We start from the raw sequence: 16,080 nt of genomic DNA, 5'->3' as shown, positions 1-16,080 counted from the left end.
AGAATGAAATTATCGAAGAGTAATCAAAATCCCATTCTTCGTCCAAATGAAAAGAATGAATGGGAAAATTTAGCTGTGTGTAATCCCGGAGTTTGGCATGAAGATGGAACATTTAAGTTGTTGTATCGGGCGGCCGGGAATGATGAAGAACATATTATTCGATTTGGCTTGGCAGAAAGTACAGATGGGATTCAATTTGAAAGGGTATCTGATGAACCGGTTTTTGGACCCAGCCCGGACGGACCTGATTCGGGAGGCGTGGAAGATCCGAGGATCGTTAAATTCGGCAATTCCTTTTACGTAACCTATGCTTATCGTCCGTTTCCACCGGGACAATACTGGACGTTTGAACATGACCAGGTTCGGGTGCCGGATTCGGATGAGTTTACTCCTGGCGTGTATAAAAAAAATATTGCGAATACAGGACTGGCGGTGACAAAAGATTTTAAAAACTGGCGGAGGCTGGGGAGGATGACACAATCAAACCTCGATGATCGGGACGTAATTCTGTTTCCGGAAAAGATCAACGGAAAATATGCACTTTTACATCGTCCCAAACAATGGATTGGTGAAGAGTATGGCTGTTCCTATCCATCCATTTGGATCACATTTTCAGACGATTTGATGGTATGGAATGAGGAGAGTCACCTTTTGGTAGCTGGACGAAAAGGAACGTGGGAAGAAAAAGTGGGAGGGAATGCGCCGCCCATCAAAACAGAAGAGGGCTGGCTGATGCTCTATCATGGCGTTGAAAACGGAGGTACCGGATTTTACCGCGTAGGAGCTGCACTGCTGGATCTGAAGGAGCCCACCAAAGTGATAGCGAGAACTCCTGAGTGGATTATGGAACCCGAGCACGAATATGAAACTCAGGGTTTTTATAACGGTTGCGTTTTTCCCGTGGGAAACGTTATTGTTGACGACACTTTATTCGTGTATTATGGCGGCGCAGATAAATATGTTTGCGTAGCTACTTGTCCTGTTCAGGAACTGCTCGATTTTCTTAAATCTCATTCGCTTCCCAGGAACGGCCAACATCCCTCAAATCAGAAGACCGTAAAACATTCGTAGAAACAGATGGAGCAAATTAACTTGGGCTGGATTGATATTTCAATTCTGGTCGTGTATTTCATCGCCATCATATGGTGGGCCCTGAAACATGGTAAAAGTGAGGATTCTACATCCTACTTTTTAGCGGGACGGAATATGCGCTGGCCTGCCATTGGACTGGCACTTTTTGCCGCAAGCATTTCCAGCTCAACGTTGATCGGGCAATCGGGAGATGCATACAGCACCGGTATTGCCGTGTTCAATTACAATCTCATTTCTGTGATTGTAATGATTTTCTTTGCTTGGTTTTTCCTTCCGTTTTATATCAAATCGGGAGTATTTACAATGCCGGAATTCCTGGAACGAAGATTTGATTCCAAGTCTAAATATTACTTCTCATTCATCACCATTCTGGGAAATATTTTCCTGGATGCCGCCGGCGCACTTTATGCTGCTGCACTTATTATAAAGCTAATTCTACCGGAAGTCGGACTCCAGCTGATTATTATTGTTTTTGCTCTTGCTGTGGCTTCATATACCATTCCCGGAGGACTCTCCTCGGCCATCAGCGCGGAAATAATCCAGGCGTTTATCCTGATTGTGGGGTCTATCGTTTTGACATGGTTGGCTATGGTAAATGGTGGTGCTGAATATATCCAGGGATTGATCGAAGAACATGCTATGACGATGCAGCTGGTTCGCCCCCTGGATGATCCATCGGTTCCGTGGCTCGGGCTAATCGTGGGGATTCCCATTCTTGGATTTTATTTCTGGGGAAATAACCAAACGCTGGTCCAGCGCGTTTTAAGTGCAAAATCTGTAGATGAGGGACGAAAGGGCGTGCTTCTGGTAGGGTTACTAACCGTGCTGACTCTGTTCTTCATAGTGTATCCCGGCATCATGTCCCAAAAATTATTTCCCGGCTTGGAACGGCCGGATATGGTCTATCCGCAAATGGTACTGCAGCTTCTTCCGGTGGGACTTCTCGGAGTGATGATGGCCGCACTTGTCGCCGCTTTGACCTCTACACTCAGTGCGATTCTGAACTCTGTATCCACACTGTTTACGATGGATTTTTATTCGTCTTTCAAAGAAAATGCTACATCGGATGAGCTGGTTCGGGTCGGTCGAATTACATCGGTAGTGGTGTTAATTATAGCCGTTATCTGGGCACCGCAGATCGGAAAATTTGATTCCCTTGTAAAATACTATCAGGAAATGCTCTCCTATATTGCACCTCCGATCGTGGCAGCCTTTTTTCTCGGGCTCTTCTCAAAAAGAGCCAATGAAAAAGGCGCTTTTTACGGATTGATCAGCGGATTGGCCGTGGCTGTTCTTCTTCTCTTTTTTAAAGATTCGATTTTTGGAGAGTTGCACTTTCTGCTTGTTGTACCTTATTTATTCGGATTTAGTTTGATGGTAATGATGGGCATCAGTTGGTTGACAGAAGAACCGCCCGCCGATAAAATTGCAGAGAACACTTGGTCGAAGGAGATTTTCTACAAGGAAACACAGGAGATGAAAGGCACAAAATGGTATAAAAACTACCGCTTCTGGTCCATAGCATTACTGGTTTTTTGTCTTGTGATTTTGTGGGTTTATAGATAGAATCTGGCCATCAGAGCGCGCCCTGTCAGTAAATATTTTTTTGTATCGATAATTGATATACGATTCTGAATGCGTGGGCTCAGCCCCTAACCAAAATCACAAATCAGGAAAACTTCAACCGACAAAAATTCCCGCCCGGCCTTTGGAAAAATTCTTTACTTAGGTTCCGGTATCAAATAATCACCCAGCTCGTTTCCCAAATCCTGGCCGAATTCAGAGTTTGTAAAAAGTGCAAATCCCCAATCTTTTTCGATATCCAGAAGATACATACATGTGAACCCCGGATTGTTTCCATTGTGCATGTAAATATTGGTTTCTGTTCCGGGAATTTCCGGCGATGTGAATCCGAGTGTGTAGTACACATCCCGCTCATTGTTAGGCAATTTTGAATGCCGCTTGAACAGTTCTGAATAACTTTCTTCAGCCAATATTTCTTTATTCATTACTGCGATCATCCATTTTGAAAAATCGGCAGCTTCAGTATGAATGGAATAGGCTGCACCGAATTCACGATTATTCATTGAAGGCGTTAAACGCTGACCATTTTCATCATAGGGGATGGCTTTATTCGCTCGTGTAAATGGTGTTTGCAGAAAAACCGTATGCTCAAGGTTCAGAGGACTTCCAATTTTCTGCTGAAAAATATTTTCCAGTCCTTCCCAGTCTGTATTCTCAATTTCCCGTAAAACCTTTGCCAGGTATTGATATCCTTCTCCAGAGTATTTGTAATCGGTTCCCGGCTCAAAATAGATTTTCAGCTTGCCGTCGGGCTCATTAAATCGCCAGTTCGGAAAGCCCGATCGGTGACTTAACACCATTCTCGCGGTAATCTTTTTATACCGGTCATCATCAGCAATATCGGGGTAGGGGAGATATTCATAGAGCGGTTTATCAAGGTCCAGTTTGCCGTCCTCAACGTAGGTCATTGCAAAGAAAGCGAAAACCGATTTCGATAAAGATGCCGCTTCAAAAATGGTTTGTGATGTAACCGGCTTTTTAGATTCACGATCTGCATATCCAAATGTTTTATGATGAACCACATCTCCATTATTGATTAAGGCGAATGAAAGTCCGGGAATATGTAAAGAATCCATTTTGGATTGGAGAAAACGATCCACTTCAGAAATAGTCCTGTCAGACCCAAAATAGTCTTTAACAGTTCCGTTAGTGGCCGGTTGTCCGTACGAACAGCTTGAAATGAAGATAGCCAACAGTAAAACTTGAATTTTTTTGAAAGTCATAACAGGCGATTTGAAATTATTAGTTAGCATCAATCCGATAGCAGAACAGCGATTAGAAACTGACAACTCAGACTTCATCTGGATGAATCAACCAGCCATTGAATAACAGCCCCCATAAACTTCTCAGTCTGGTAATCATCCACTCCCTGCCAGCTATTCATGTAGAGCGGAGTCATTGCATCGCCCATGACTACCAATTTTCCGCCGCCGTCAATTTCGGTAAAAAAAGCGAAAGGCACTTCATCGGGCCCGGTTGTAAAGGCGAAGGGTGTGCCGCCTTCAACAATTCGCCCTCCGTGATACGGTATTTTAAAAGCTTCATTGGTGATTTCTCCCTTTCTTGATGAAGCTCCAACTTCCGTATCCGGACTGTCGGAACCAAACCGGATTCCAAAAGGACTAATCAAATCATTTACATTTGTCTGATCAAGCGTAGCCCAGCCATCGACATCAAAAGCGAGGAAAAGAGAACCTCCATTTTGCAAAAAATCTCGAATAACATTCACTTCATTTTCGCTGTATCGCGAAGAAGGAACATGTATGAAAAGAAGATCGCTCATTTCTAAATCATCGGCAGAAATTTCATCATGTATATAAAACTGTTCAGCACCGATTGCGTTTGCATTTTCCTGGAGTTGTGATGATAGATACTGAACACGGTTTGCCCGGTTTTCATCAAATGCTTCCGTTTGATTGGGATCGCCCCAGAAGATTGGATCATGCGCCACATCAACGGCAATCATTTTTTCAGGCATATTCATCTGTTGACTAAATGCGGCATGAAAACTAAGGGTGAAGAAAAGGATAGTTGTTAGGATGATTTTCATTTTGTTTCCCGATTGTTTTTGGATTAAAATTCTATGAATCAATATTCAGTATGAATCGTGTGAGATAAAAATCATTGGCCGTTCATTTACCGTTCAAGTGTGGTTTGTTTGCCATAAACGGCTCTTTCAGAATCTTGGAATACATTCATGGAACTATCCGAACAGGATTTTTTAGAGATCTGCAAAACCAAAATTGAGGAGAAGTACCATCTCGGAAAGGGTGATCAGCGTTTGAAGCAGCGGGATTTCGAATATCTCATTGATCTGATTGAAGAGAAATGCGGGACGAAACTGAGCATATCTACGCTAAAACGTCTGTGGCGGGAGACGGAGCAGCAAAATCCACATCCATCCACGCTGGATGCACTTGTATCCATTCTGGGAAATAAAGACTGGATGGAATTTAAAGTTGAAAATGCGCAGAATATCGAGGAGAAAAATCCCTTGCCTGCGGCTCCTGATAAATCAAAGACCTCATTTGTCACCCAAAGAAAACCGATGCTGATGGCGGCCGTCTTTCTGGCAATTGTGGCATTGATTGTAATTTCATTCACTTCAAAAAGAATTGTAACTCCTGCCGATGCAGAGAGTGTAGCATTTAATGTGAGTAATACGGTTGAGTCCGGTGTACCGACAACCGTCATATTTAATTATGATTTGAAGGATATTCAGGCCGAAAAGTTCTTCATTCAGCAGGATTGGGATCCTGACAACAGGCAGGAGATCGATCCCGCTTCCAACTATTTTACCAGTGTCTATTACTACCCCGGTTTTCATAAAGCGCGAATTTATGCGGATGAAACCCTATTGAAGATGCAGGAGGTTTTCATCCGAACGGAGGGATGGCTGGCTGCTGCCGTACACCGTGATGATGATACACAACCCGTTTATCTTTCAAATGTATTGCGTGAAAATGGAGCACTTTCAATACCAGAGGAAATTCTTCCCGAAAGCGGTTTGGATATGAATCGGTTTGGTGGTTCGGGGTTTTTCAATATTGGTGATTTCGGAAACCTGGACGGACATAACTTCATTGCAGAAACACGTTTTAAGAACAGGCCTTTCATGAATTCGCCGTGTCCATTTACACAGTTTACCATTCATACCGAAGCCAATATTTATTTCCTGAAATTTACTTCCATGGGATGTGTCGGTGAATTGGCTTTAATGATCGGCGAGAAATATATATCGGGAAATGACAATGACCTGTCTGCCTTTGGAACCGATCTCTCAGAATGGCAGGAAGTCTCTCTGCATGTTGAACAAAAATATGCCACCATTCTTTTGAATGGAGAGAAGATTTATGAGATCGCTTTTGAAAATGATTTTGGCAAAGTGGTAGGGGTGGATTATCGGTTTTCCGGCTTTGGGGATCTTGATTATCTTCGATTTAAAAATACAGACGAAACGCTTGTCTTTGAGGATGATTTCTAAAAAATCATTCTTCCTTTTCCAGATCAACTCATCATGATCGTTGGAAATGTCATATTTTTTAAATGATTGATTTTATTTTAATTATGATACAATAGTTGCGTGCTTTTATTGATTGTTTAGATTTATTCTAAATAAAAATTGACGAGTTTTATCCTTCCTGATATTTTTACCGCCCTGAAACACTCAGAATTGGCTAATAAGTTCTCTCGATTCAAAAGCGCGATAAACGGTAAGTAAAGAATGGCTTTATTATTTATCACGAGTTCAGCATTGCTGTTCTATAGTACCTCAAAATATTTTCCGCTCTCGCTGCAAGAAAAAATATCGGTAAACAAGAATATAGGTCGTCTGGCAGGTTTGGGGCTTTGGGTGATTGGCGTTGCATTTCTTGTTCAGGATATGAAACTGGCTACGGCGATTACTGTAAGTTTGGTTTCATGGATGACCATTTTGCCTCTTCTCATTTTTTCCCTGACTCTTTATCCCAAAAGCTGGATTGTCTGGGTGATTTTATTAACGGCAACCGCAGTCTTGGATCTGGTCGTTTATGCCGGCTAACGAAAGATATTTGTCAACCCGACTTCAGCGTATTTCTAAAACCCTGGCCGGAATTATTGGCGGGTATTTTGTTACGGTAGTGATTCACCTGGTATTCGGGGCCGTTTTAGGCACTGGAGCCGTTTGGATTCAAACCACAACATACAGTGCCTTTTCTTTGTGGATTACAACAATTATTGTCGCACTTCTTTTTGAAAAAGCGTGGAAAGTCTGGGGGCTATATCTCCTGATCATCATCATTTGTTCGGGAATTATTTATGGGTTGAGGTGATATGAGATTAAAAGGGTTAGGAAACAGGGCTTATAATATCATGCACCACGCACATACCGTAACAGGTATGATGATTAGCCTTGTTCTGTTTATCATTTTTTATGCAGGGGCCTATTCGCTGTTTATGGATGAAATCTACCTCTGGGAAAACCCGGAGGCCAGAACAGCAACTGCTAAAAATGTGGACTATGACCGGGTGATTCAAAGTATTACCCAATCGTATGAATTGGATATGCACGATCCCGTTTATATTTATCCGTCAAAAGTTGGCCACTCAGAAGTTGAATTTTACGCCTCTGTTAAAAATACGGATGGTACACATGATCACATTCAGGGCCATATTGATCCGGAATCATACCACGTTGAAGTTGAAGATCAAGGTTCCGTAAGCAGCCAGACAACCGTTAGCCAAACGCTATACGAGCTCCATTATCTTGCACAAATTCCAACATTGGGCATGTACATTTCCGGATTTGTTGCTTTATTCTTTTTGCTCGCTACCGTAACCGGAATATTAATTCACTGGCGGAATATCTTTCAGAAGTTTTATGCCTTTTTTGTAGGAAAACGCTGGAAGCAGATATGGACGGATGCTCACACCGTTGTGGGCGTGATAAGTTTACCTTTCCAGGTAATGTATGCCATTACAGGTGCTCTGTTCTGCTTGTCGATTTTACTTCTTTTACCGAGTGTAATGGTGATGTTTGGCGGCAGCGCGACTCCCGTTTATTCTGTTATTCAGCCAAGTTATGGAATTGAAGCAGATGAAGATGCACCGCACGCAGAAATGGTTTCACTCAACGAGTTAAAATCAACAGTAGCAAACAATTATCCGGAACACGATTTGCTACGAATTACTTTGGTTAATTACGGCAGAGAAGACGCAGTTGCCTCTTTTGAAGTTGATGATCATCAGGGCCTGATGGGTAGCGGAAACATGTCTTTTCAATTGATGAATGGTGACTTTTTAAAAGCGTCCAGTCATCTGCCTTATAAGAAAAGCTATGGCGAAGCCGTGTATTCGATATTCATCAAATTGCATTTTGGGTCCTTTGGTGGAGTATTATTAAGGATCATCTATTTTCTGTTAGCGTTGCTTACATGTTTCATGATTATCAGTGGAATTCTTATCTGGCAGGTAGCGCGTGACAAGAATAGCTACACAGAAAAGGAGAAGAGGTTTCACCACCGGATTACAAAATTAAACTTAACGGTTTGCCTCAGCTTGTTTCCTGCTATTGCCATCCTGTTTATCGCTAACAAAGTCATTCCTTTGGATGTTGACGGAAGAGGGATAATGGTTGAGATGATTTTCTTTGTATCGTGGCTGGTTTTATCAACCGTCGGCTGGTTCTGGGATCAATATTCTGAAATGACCCGGAATTATTTTTTGCTTGGCGGAGCACTCTCTTTTTTGATTCCCATCCTGAATGGAGTTATAACCAGCGATTGGATATGGAACAGCTGGAGAGAAGTGCCGGCTGTGGCCGGAATTGACCTTCTCTGGCTGATTTCGGGTATCGCTGCGATTTGGGGAGCCCGTGAAATTAAAACTCAGAATCAAACAGAACCCGAACCTGCACTTGTCAGATAAACACTCTTTTCATAGAGACAACAGGATTTCAAGAATGAAAATTTTGAAAGAGAAAAATCAACTGGTCTTACTTGTTTTTATTCTGTTGGTGATACGGCCAGTCACTGTTCAGGCTCAATCTGTACAAACGGTTCAGGGAAAAATAACGGATGAAACCGGTACTCCGCTTGAGAATGTAAATGTTGGAATTGAAGGCACAAGAAAGGGAAATATCACCGATCAAAACGGAGAATATTCAATCACAGGTTTGGAAACCGGTGATTATACGATTGTAGCCTCATCCGTGGGATATCAAACCCAAAAGAAAAGTGTAACGGTGAGGAGGAATGAAGAAACGGTTGTCAATTTTACGCTGATTGAAGAGATCTCAGCGTTAGGAGATATCACCGTTTCGGCAGAATCGGATGCCACGCGACGATCCAGGGAACCGATAACCATCACCGCGATTGACGCTGCCTCGCTGAATACGCAAGCCATCGGAGCGGAAGATATTTTGAAAAGGGCCACGGGAGTGTTGGTGCGGCAAGAGGGTGGTTTGGGAAGCCGGTCATCCATTAACCTAAATGGACTGACCGGAAACGCCGTGAGAGTCTATTATGACGGAATTCCTATTGATTTATACGGGGAGGGAATTCAACTGAATAATTTGCCGGTGAATAGTATCGAAAGGGTGGAGGTGTACAAAGGAGTGATGCCTATTACGGTAGGAACGGACGCACTCGGAGGCGGAATCAACATTATCCCGAAAACATTTGGATATAATTTTTTACAGGCTTCTTACGAATATGGTTCTTTTAACACACACCGGGCCACAATAGCCGGACGGAAAGAAGTGGGTGAGAACATATCTCTTTCTGGAAATATGTTTCTTAATCACTCAGACAATACATATGGTATGGAGAATATCCCAAATCAGACGATCAGGATTTTTGAGAATGATTTCGGGCGAATGGATACCACTGTTGTGGAAAATCGGACGGATGTAAAACGGTTTAACAGCCAGCATACATCAGCATATTTTGAAGGAGGTTTTTCGGTTTCCAATCAATCATGGGCAGATGAATTAACACTCAGTACGGCATATTCAACACGGTATGATGAATTTCAGCATGGGCAGCGAGTAACGAAACGGCCTGCAGGCGAGGCACATAAGGATGTGCAATCTTTCATAGAAAGAATACGCTATCGGAAAGCCTTTGGTTCACAAATTCAGGTTGAGTATTTCGGAATGGTGTCACTTACAAAAAGCATGGTAGATGATTCGACCTCTAACCTGTATGACTGGAATGGCGATATCATGCCAATTACAAATAACCGCGGTGCCGAAATCCTATCAAGGCCATCCCTTCGGGACGGAGATCAAACAGGAACCGCACACAGGCTTACCTTTCAAATCGACCTTCATCCCCGCCATTCTGTTGCACTAAGTAATTTCTTTGGGTATTCGCGGATTGAAGGAAAAGACCCTGTGGGAAATCGGCTGAATCTCGCTGGAGAAATGTTAGATCCAAATACCATTCCATCTCATTATAAACGGAATATTTCGGGTGCCGAACTCCAATCACTATGGTTGAAAAATGATCGATTGACCACAACAGTTTTTTATAAAAATTACTATTACAACGCCCGGTCAATAGACATCAATCAGGTTTCATCCACCATTATCCCAATTAGAGAAAACAATTCTCTCGATCACGGGTATGGGATGGCGGTAAAGATGGACATTCATTCGAATTTATTTGTACGGAGCAGTTTTGAACGAACCATTCGCATGCCGGATGAAACTGAAATTTATGGGGATTTTCTAAGCATTGTTCCCAATTACACCATTTTACCAGAACGAAGTCAAAACCTGAACATAGGTTTGTTCTATCAAAAAGAGTACTCGGGCGGACGTTTTTATTCGGTTGATGTTAATGGCTTTTTGCGGCGTCAGGAAAACCTGGTTCGTTTACGGCCACGAGGATTTGGGGAAGAGTCTCAGTATATGAATGAAGATGAGGTTTCGGCACGTGGACTCGAACTGGCTGTGAAATCAAATCCGGTTCAAAACCTGTCGGTACAAGCAAATGTAACCTATCAAAAAATAGAGCTGACGTCCGCAAACACCGTCCAGGAGGAAAGTTTCGTCGGTGTTCAGGTACCGAATATCCCTGATTTCTTTTTTAATACATCATGGGCGTATCGGTTTACAGAGCTGTTCAGAAATCAGGGTTTTCTTGAATTGTTTTGGAATTACTATTTCGTTGATCAATTCAGCATCACATATGTGCCGGATAAATCGAATGCCAATCGTGAGAATCTTGTGCCGACCCAACATCAGCATAATTTCGGAATCACGTACGCTCCCCGGCAATCTCTGTCTTTTTCTTTCCAGGCAAATAATGTCTTCGATAACACGGTTTATGATAATTATCGTGTTCCTAAACCCGGTTTAAACGCCTCTTTAAAAATCAACTATTCTATAAATTAAAATCAATAAACAAATACTATGAACCTCTTACATAGATACAGCACAAAAGCAAGTATGTTTATAATCCTGTTAGTTACACTGACAGTGGTTTTGTCTTCATGCAGTGATAACAGCACCGGTGGAGAAGACGAGTCTGAAAATAAAAAGACTGGTTTCCTTATAACCGGAATGACTCCTTCAAATACATATTTGGTGAAATATGAAGAAGAAATGCCAACCGGCACAGTAGACCTTAGTACCGGAACCGATTTCCAATACTTTTATCCGGTTGATGCTATAGGCGGAGCATTTTTTATGGTTCGTCCTGATGAATCAGGCGGTTTTGCGAAAATCGTGGTTAACAGTGAAGGAGAGATTATTGAAGAAGGTGTACTGCCTACGGTAGACGGTTCTTCTTTTGCAATTAAAATTAAGGACGAAAACACAGGTGTATATCATGACCGAAATAATCCTGATGAAATTACGGTTTTTGATCCGTCTGATCTTAGTATAAAAGGAACCATTGATATGAGTGCAGCCACAACTCCGGCTCCATCAAGGTACGAATCGTTCGCGTTCAGAGACGATTTGGTATTTGCTCCTGTACGGCCCAATGCAGGTGGCTCTTTTGATTCTACCATCGTGCATATTGCGGATGTATCAACGGGGACCTACGTAGGAACCACTTCAATGGCCAGTGGACAATCCATTCCTGTATTTGGATTTGGCCAAAACAATATTGACGAGCAGGGAAATATTTATGTAGCTGATACCGGAAATCCTACCGGAACCAATCCAATTTCTACAGTTTTGAGAATCCCGGCAGGTTCCAACGAATTTGATGACAGTTACGATTTTCCTCCGGCATTTACAGCAAATCCTTCAAATCAGTTGCTTTCCGTTACCAATGGCCTCTATTACCATCAAAATAACAAAGCATATGCGGCCGTTGCCACAGATATACCACAGGAGCTTTTGGAACTTGTTGCTTCAGTCGGTGGCGATCCGTCCAATCTCTCGGATGAGCAAATTGTACAGGCGTTTGATATTTTATACAATGCTCAAAATGGACGATGGAGTGAGCTTGATTTACAGGCACAAACCGTAACGCCGCTCCCTGACTTTCCGAATGTTTCTCCTTTTTCAGTAAATATAATTACGGAAATAAATGGGAAACTCTACATTCCGGTTGTTACACCGTCCGAAAATGCCTATTACGAATATGATCCATCCACAGGCCAATCTCAAAAAGCATTTGATGTTACCGGTGGCGAATTGATTGGATTATATGATCTTTCGTATAGTCATTAATTACAGAAAATTTGAGGAGAGCCCATCCACAGGAATGATTGAATTCAAGTGGATTCAGGGCTCTTTCTTTTAAAAGTTTTGCTAAAAAACAATTCTTCTAAAAAATCATAAACAAAAAAAGTATGGCAGATGCCTGGCTTAAGAAATGGGATGACAAATATCGTCAAAACGAATATGCTTTTGGAGAAAAACCCAACTAACCCCTGTATCTGGTATTAAAGCAGATAGTTATCAAGTTTTTAAATCACTTGGCACTACTCCAAACTTCTTTTTAAACGCTGTTGTAAAATGCTGCGGATATTTATAGCCCACCTGTTCAGAAACTTCATACACAGCCAGTCCTTCTTCCAAAAGCATTTTCCTGGCTTGCTGCATTTTAATGTCATGCCAGAAATCAAAAACTGTAGTACCAAAGATCTCTTTAAAACCCTTTTTCAGGGTGAAGGCATTGGTGCCTGCTTTAAGTGCAAGATCATCCAACGTGTATGACTGATCAAGGTTATTTAGAAGAATCTCTTTAACGGCATGCATCTTGTTGATGTCCGTTTTTTTAATTGAATACGGCGTTTGGGAATGGCGTTCATTGATCTGTTCCAGTTGAAGTAAAAGTAATTCAATAACTTTGGCTTTCAGGAATATCTTTTTAAAAATCCCCTCTCTTTTGCATGATGTGATTTCCCGGATGATCATCAACATTTGTGGGGAGATCGGAAAATTTTGGGAGCCCAAACTGGATGTGTTATTCCGGTCGATATTTTTCTTGAAAGACTCAAAAATTTCAGTTCCTTCAGGAAGATATTTTTCAAAAATATGCGGTAACAGGTTGATTTCTAAAAACGCCATGTTATTGTTCAGGCCAGACCATTCTATAATGCCGTTAAAGCCGTCTACATATACAATGTTATGCTGATTAGAACCAAAAATAATCTCTTCTTTAAAATTTGGTGAACGGCTTAAACTCTGGCCCGACAAAGCAAAATGCATTTCTACGGTTTTGATCTCACTTTCAAATCGGAGGCAAGTTTTATGGATGAGGTGAAGGTCGCCATAAGCAATGTGTATACCCTCAAAATAAATTTCATGAACAGTTCCGGTTCCAAAGAAAAAGTCATCTCCATAGGTCTGTTCTACAATATCTGACTGGTCATCCTGAAAGGAGCGGGGATATCGGTTTTTGATGAGTATTTCTGAGAGATCTTGTCCATGTATGTGCAGTTTCATTTTCTACTTGTAGCGTAGGTTTTATTCCGTTTGGCGTAACACTCAAAAGAAAAGAGTGCTGTATATTTGGCTCTTATTTAGACTAAATCTAAACAAATAGCTAAAATGTTCAAACATCTATTAATATTTACTTTTTTAATTATATCTACATCTGTTGGTTTTGCTCAAACATCGATTACCGGAGAGGTGACAGATTCTTCAGGTAAACCACTTCCCGGCGTTAGTATTCAGGTATTAAATTCGACGATTGGAGCCGTCACAAATAGCCAGGGGAGCTATGAATTGTTGCATGTTCCTGCGGGCAACCAAAAAATTCGGGCAAGTTTTATTGGCTTTGCAGCTCAAACAAAAGAGATTGATATCGACGCGGATTCCCGGAAAGTAAACTTTCGTCTCAGCGAAAATGTGCTGGAGTTACAGGAACTGGTTGTTACGGCTCAAAAAAGGGAAGAAGAATTACAGAAAGTACCGATCGCAGTTGCTTCCATCGGTGAGCAGCGAGCTGAAGATCTTCAAATATCAAATCTGAATGAAATCGGCAGAATTTCTCCCAACTTTATGACGTATGACGATGGCGTCGGGATTTTTTCGATGGTGGCCAGCAGAGGGATTTTTACAATCGATGAAAAACCGACAGTGGGTGTGTATGTGGATGATGTCCCGCTATTTAGCACCTATTCGTTTCCGGCAGCTTTGACGAATATTGAACGAATTGAAGTATTAAGAGGTCCGCAGGGAACACTATACGGCAGAAATACATTGGCCGGCGTGATCAATATTGTAACTAAAAAACCGACGAATACTGCCGGAGGATATATAAAGGCAGGATATGGAAGTTTGAATCAGTTTAATGTAAATGCCGGTACACACCTTCCGTTAGTTGATGATAAACTCTTTGCATTAATTGGCGGTGGATTCACCACGAGAGACGGCTATGTTGAGAATGCGGCCATTCCAGATAGTGAGGATCTTTTATCTCATGAGAGAATAAACGGGAATATGAAACTTTCCTGGCTTCCTTCCAATAAGTGGAATGTTACACTTTCATCGGGTTTGGAGTTTCGGGATATGAAAGGATTTGCATTAGCCGGGACGCCGGGTGCCACCAATGCACAACTGGATTCAATAAAAACAAATCACCCGTATGAAGTAAATTATAGCCACGTCGGGAATCATAAGGTTCTGTTATCGAATAATTCGTTGAAAGTTGGATATTACGGAAACAAGGTTTCATTAACATCTATCACATCGTTCCAGCGAACCAAGGATACGGATGAAGAGGAGGAATATGACTTCACTCCTTTAAATATCTCCTACGCAGATGTAGATTCTAAAAAGTACACGCTTTCTGAAGAACTTCGGCTGCGTCCCTCTCAAAGCAATCCTGCGTTCGATTGGCTTGCCGGGGTTTTTGTCTATCATTTTAATGAAGATCTCTACCAGGTATATACGTCGGGACCCGATAATGCCATGTATTATGAAGATCCCGAAACCCAGGCCCAGTTTCCATACAACAGTATTGAAGACAACCTGACGACCGACAACGGCGTTTCATTTTTCGGTAACGTGGATTACAATCTTACGGAGAAGTTAAGCCTCATCGCCGGTCTTCGGTATGAGATATCCAAACAGGAGAGTGAGGTTCAAAATTATTATCGAAAAGACGGAGCCCCCTATACCTATCCGCCATTAGGTGTTATGCCCGGGGAGTTTGAGAAATCAGCTTCTTATGATGCGCTCTCGCCAAAGTTTGGATTATCGTATGAAGCAAATGATCAGCTGTTGATCTATGGAAATGTAGCAAAAGGCTACAGACCTGGCGGGATTAATACGTGGACCTCGGATGAAGATAAAGCCGTATTTGATGAAGAAGTAAGTTGGAATTATGAAGCGGGATTGAAATCAACTCTTTTAAGCAACAGGTTAAAATTGAATCTGACGGGTTTCTACATCGATTATCAGGATCAGCAGCTTTTTACCATTATTGATATGACCACTTTTAATTATGGTCGGGAAAATATAGGAACCAGTATCAGTTATGGATTGGAAATGGAATCTGAGTGGATTCTGTCGAAGTCATTGAATGCTCTTGTGAATCTCGGTTATCTGGATACAGATGTGACGGAGTATACGGTCATAAACAGCCTGGGAGAGACGGTGGATTACAGCGGAAATGAACAAGGCTACTCACCACACTGGAATGGGGGACTGGGACTCATTTTTAATAAAAATTTGAATGATGTGCATTTCAATGCATCCCTGGATTATCAATTCCAGACAGAAATGTATTTTAGTGCAGAAAACAATTATTCACAAGATGGCTACGGCATTTTAAATGGACAAATTTCTGCACAGTTGGAAAATTATAAACTCTCACTTTGGGGTAAAAATCTGACGGATGAAGTGTACTTCAGTTACGCCTATGCTATATCAGGATATGGAGGTTTAGGAAACTACGGCCTTCCTGCTACATTCGGCGCTACATTAACAGCAGAATTTTAAATACCAGTCAG

At 41.8% G+C, this 16,080-nt stretch carries 12 protein-coding genes; 9 read left to right on the top strand and 3 right to left on the bottom strand.

The features are described 5' to 3' along the window. Window positions 1-3 precede the first annotated feature (3 nt). Both L0B18_RS14300 and L0B18_RS14295 read left to right on the top strand, forming a co-directional pair. Window positions 4-1,071 (top strand): hypothetical protein, encoded by a 1,068-nt coding sequence (locus tag L0B18_RS14300; protein ID WP_234572476.1) that lies wholly within the window; start codon window positions 4-6, stop codon window positions 1,069-1,071. 6 nt (window positions 1,072-1,077) lie between these two features. Continuing rightward, window positions 1,078-2,658, top strand: a complete 1,581-nt coding sequence (locus L0B18_RS14295) for a sodium:solute symporter (RefSeq protein ID WP_234572475.1) — start codon at window positions 1,078-1,080, stop codon at window positions 2,656-2,658. Between the two features lie 155 nt (window positions 2,659-2,813). Here the strand turns inward: L0B18_RS14295 and L0B18_RS14290 are convergent, their stop codons facing one another. Further along, a complete protein-coding gene (locus L0B18_RS14290) occupies window positions 2,814-3,899 on the bottom strand; it encodes a serine hydrolase domain-containing protein (protein WP_234572474.1) in 1,086 nt (361 codons plus the stop codon). A gap of 74 nt (window positions 3,900-3,973) precedes the next feature. Beyond that, the gene (locus tag L0B18_RS14285; protein WP_234572473.1) at window positions 3,974-4,726 is read right to left on the bottom strand and encodes a GldG family protein; all 753 of its coding nucleotides are present in this window, start codon (window positions 4,724-4,726) and stop codon (window positions 3,974-3,976) included. Between the two features lie 147 nt (window positions 4,727-4,873). Here L0B18_RS14285 and L0B18_RS14280 point away from each other — a divergent pair, with 147 nt between their 5' ends. From L0B18_RS14280 to L0B18_RS14255, 6 genes are all read left to right on the top strand, one after another. Beyond that, a complete protein-coding gene (locus L0B18_RS14280) occupies window positions 4,874-6,160 on the top strand; it encodes a hypothetical protein (RefSeq protein WP_234572472.1) in 1,287 nt (428 codons plus the stop codon). Window positions 6,161-6,400: 240 nt separating this feature from the next. After that, complete coding sequence (locus L0B18_RS14275) at window positions 6,401-6,718, top strand: hypothetical protein (RefSeq protein WP_234572471.1); 318 nt, start codon at window positions 6,401-6,403, stop codon at window positions 6,716-6,718. Then, complete coding sequence (locus L0B18_RS14270) at window positions 6,708-6,989, top strand: hypothetical protein (protein WP_234572470.1); 282 nt, start codon at window positions 6,708-6,710, stop codon at window positions 6,987-6,989. Before L0B18_RS14275 ends, L0B18_RS14270 begins: the two co-directional genes overlap by 11 nt. Before the next feature lie 40 nt (window positions 6,990-7,029). Continuing rightward, on the top strand, window positions 7,030-8,583 hold the full coding sequence (locus L0B18_RS14265; protein WP_234572469.1) for a PepSY-associated TM helix domain-containing protein: 1,554 nt from the start codon (window positions 7,030-7,032) through the stop codon (window positions 8,581-8,583). 34 nt (window positions 8,584-8,617) lie between these two features. Continuing rightward, on the top strand, window positions 8,618-11,056 hold the full coding sequence (locus L0B18_RS14260) for a TonB-dependent receptor (protein ID WP_234572468.1): 2,439 nt from the start codon (window positions 8,618-8,620) through the stop codon (window positions 11,054-11,056). A gap of 18 nt (window positions 11,057-11,074) precedes the next feature. Beyond that, complete coding sequence (locus tag L0B18_RS14255; protein ID WP_234572467.1) at window positions 11,075-12,346, top strand: hypothetical protein; 1,272 nt, start codon at window positions 11,075-11,077, stop codon at window positions 12,344-12,346. A 231-nt stretch (window positions 12,347-12,577) separates the two neighbouring features. On the opposite strand, the gene L0B18_RS14250 is transcribed toward L0B18_RS14255, so the two are convergent. Next, window positions 12,578-13,567 carry a helix-turn-helix transcriptional regulator gene (locus tag L0B18_RS14250; RefSeq protein ID WP_234572466.1) on the bottom strand — a complete coding sequence of 330 codons (990 nt, stop codon included), beginning with the start codon at window positions 13,565-13,567 and terminating at the stop codon, window positions 12,578-12,580. Window positions 13,568-13,672: 105 nt separating this feature from the next. Here L0B18_RS14250 and L0B18_RS14245 point away from each other — a divergent pair, with 105 nt between their 5' ends. Continuing rightward, entirely contained in the window at window positions 13,673-16,069 is a 2,397-nt protein-coding gene (locus L0B18_RS14245) for a TonB-dependent receptor (RefSeq protein ID WP_234572465.1), read from the top strand. Window positions 16,070-16,080: the final 11 nt, after the last annotated feature.

The organism is Rhodohalobacter sp. 614A, from assembly GCF_021462415.1.
Lineage (GTDB): Bacteria > Bacteroidota > Rhodothermia > Balneolales > Balneolaceae > Rhodohalobacter.
Note: the sequence above shows the minus strand (reverse complement) of the source record. Positions and strands in the feature narration are given on the sequence as shown.

What these genes read in the sequence shown, in the direction of transcription:
- L0B18_RS14300 (WP_234572476.1), top strand. Translation starts at nt 4, where the DNA reads ATGAAATTATCGAAGAGTAATCAAAATCCCATTCTTCGTCCAAATGAA.
- L0B18_RS14295 (WP_234572475.1), top strand. Translation starts at nt 1,078, where the DNA reads ATGGAGCAAATTAACTTGGGCTGGATTGATATTTCAATTCTGGTCGTG.
- L0B18_RS14290 (WP_234572474.1), bottom strand. Translation starts at nt 3,899, where the DNA reads ATGACTTTCAAAAAAATTCAAGTTTTACTGTTGGCTATCTTCATTTCA.
- L0B18_RS14285 (WP_234572473.1), bottom strand. Translation starts at nt 4,726, where the DNA reads ATGAAAATCATCCTAACAACTATCCTTTTCTTCACCCTTAGTTTTCAT.
- L0B18_RS14280 (WP_234572472.1), top strand. Translation starts at nt 4,874, where the DNA reads ATGGAACTATCCGAACAGGATTTTTTAGAGATCTGCAAAACCAAAATT.
- L0B18_RS14275 (WP_234572471.1), top strand. Translation starts at nt 6,401, where the DNA reads ATGGCTTTATTATTTATCACGAGTTCAGCATTGCTGTTCTATAGTACC.
- L0B18_RS14270 (WP_234572470.1), top strand. Translation starts at nt 6,708, where the DNA reads ATGCCGGCTAACGAAAGATATTTGTCAACCCGACTTCAGCGTATTTCT.
- L0B18_RS14265 (WP_234572469.1), top strand. Translation starts at nt 7,030, where the DNA reads ATGCACCACGCACATACCGTAACAGGTATGATGATTAGCCTTGTTCTG.
- L0B18_RS14260 (WP_234572468.1), top strand. Translation starts at nt 8,618, where the DNA reads ATGAAAATTTTGAAAGAGAAAAATCAACTGGTCTTACTTGTTTTTATT.
- L0B18_RS14255 (WP_234572467.1), top strand. Translation starts at nt 11,075, where the DNA reads ATGAACCTCTTACATAGATACAGCACAAAAGCAAGTATGTTTATAATC.
- L0B18_RS14250 (WP_234572466.1), bottom strand. Translation starts at nt 13,567, where the DNA reads ATGAAACTGCACATACATGGACAAGATCTCTCAGAAATACTCATCAAA.
- L0B18_RS14245 (WP_234572465.1), top strand. Translation starts at nt 13,673, where the DNA reads ATGTTCAAACATCTATTAATATTTACTTTTTTAATTATATCTACATCT.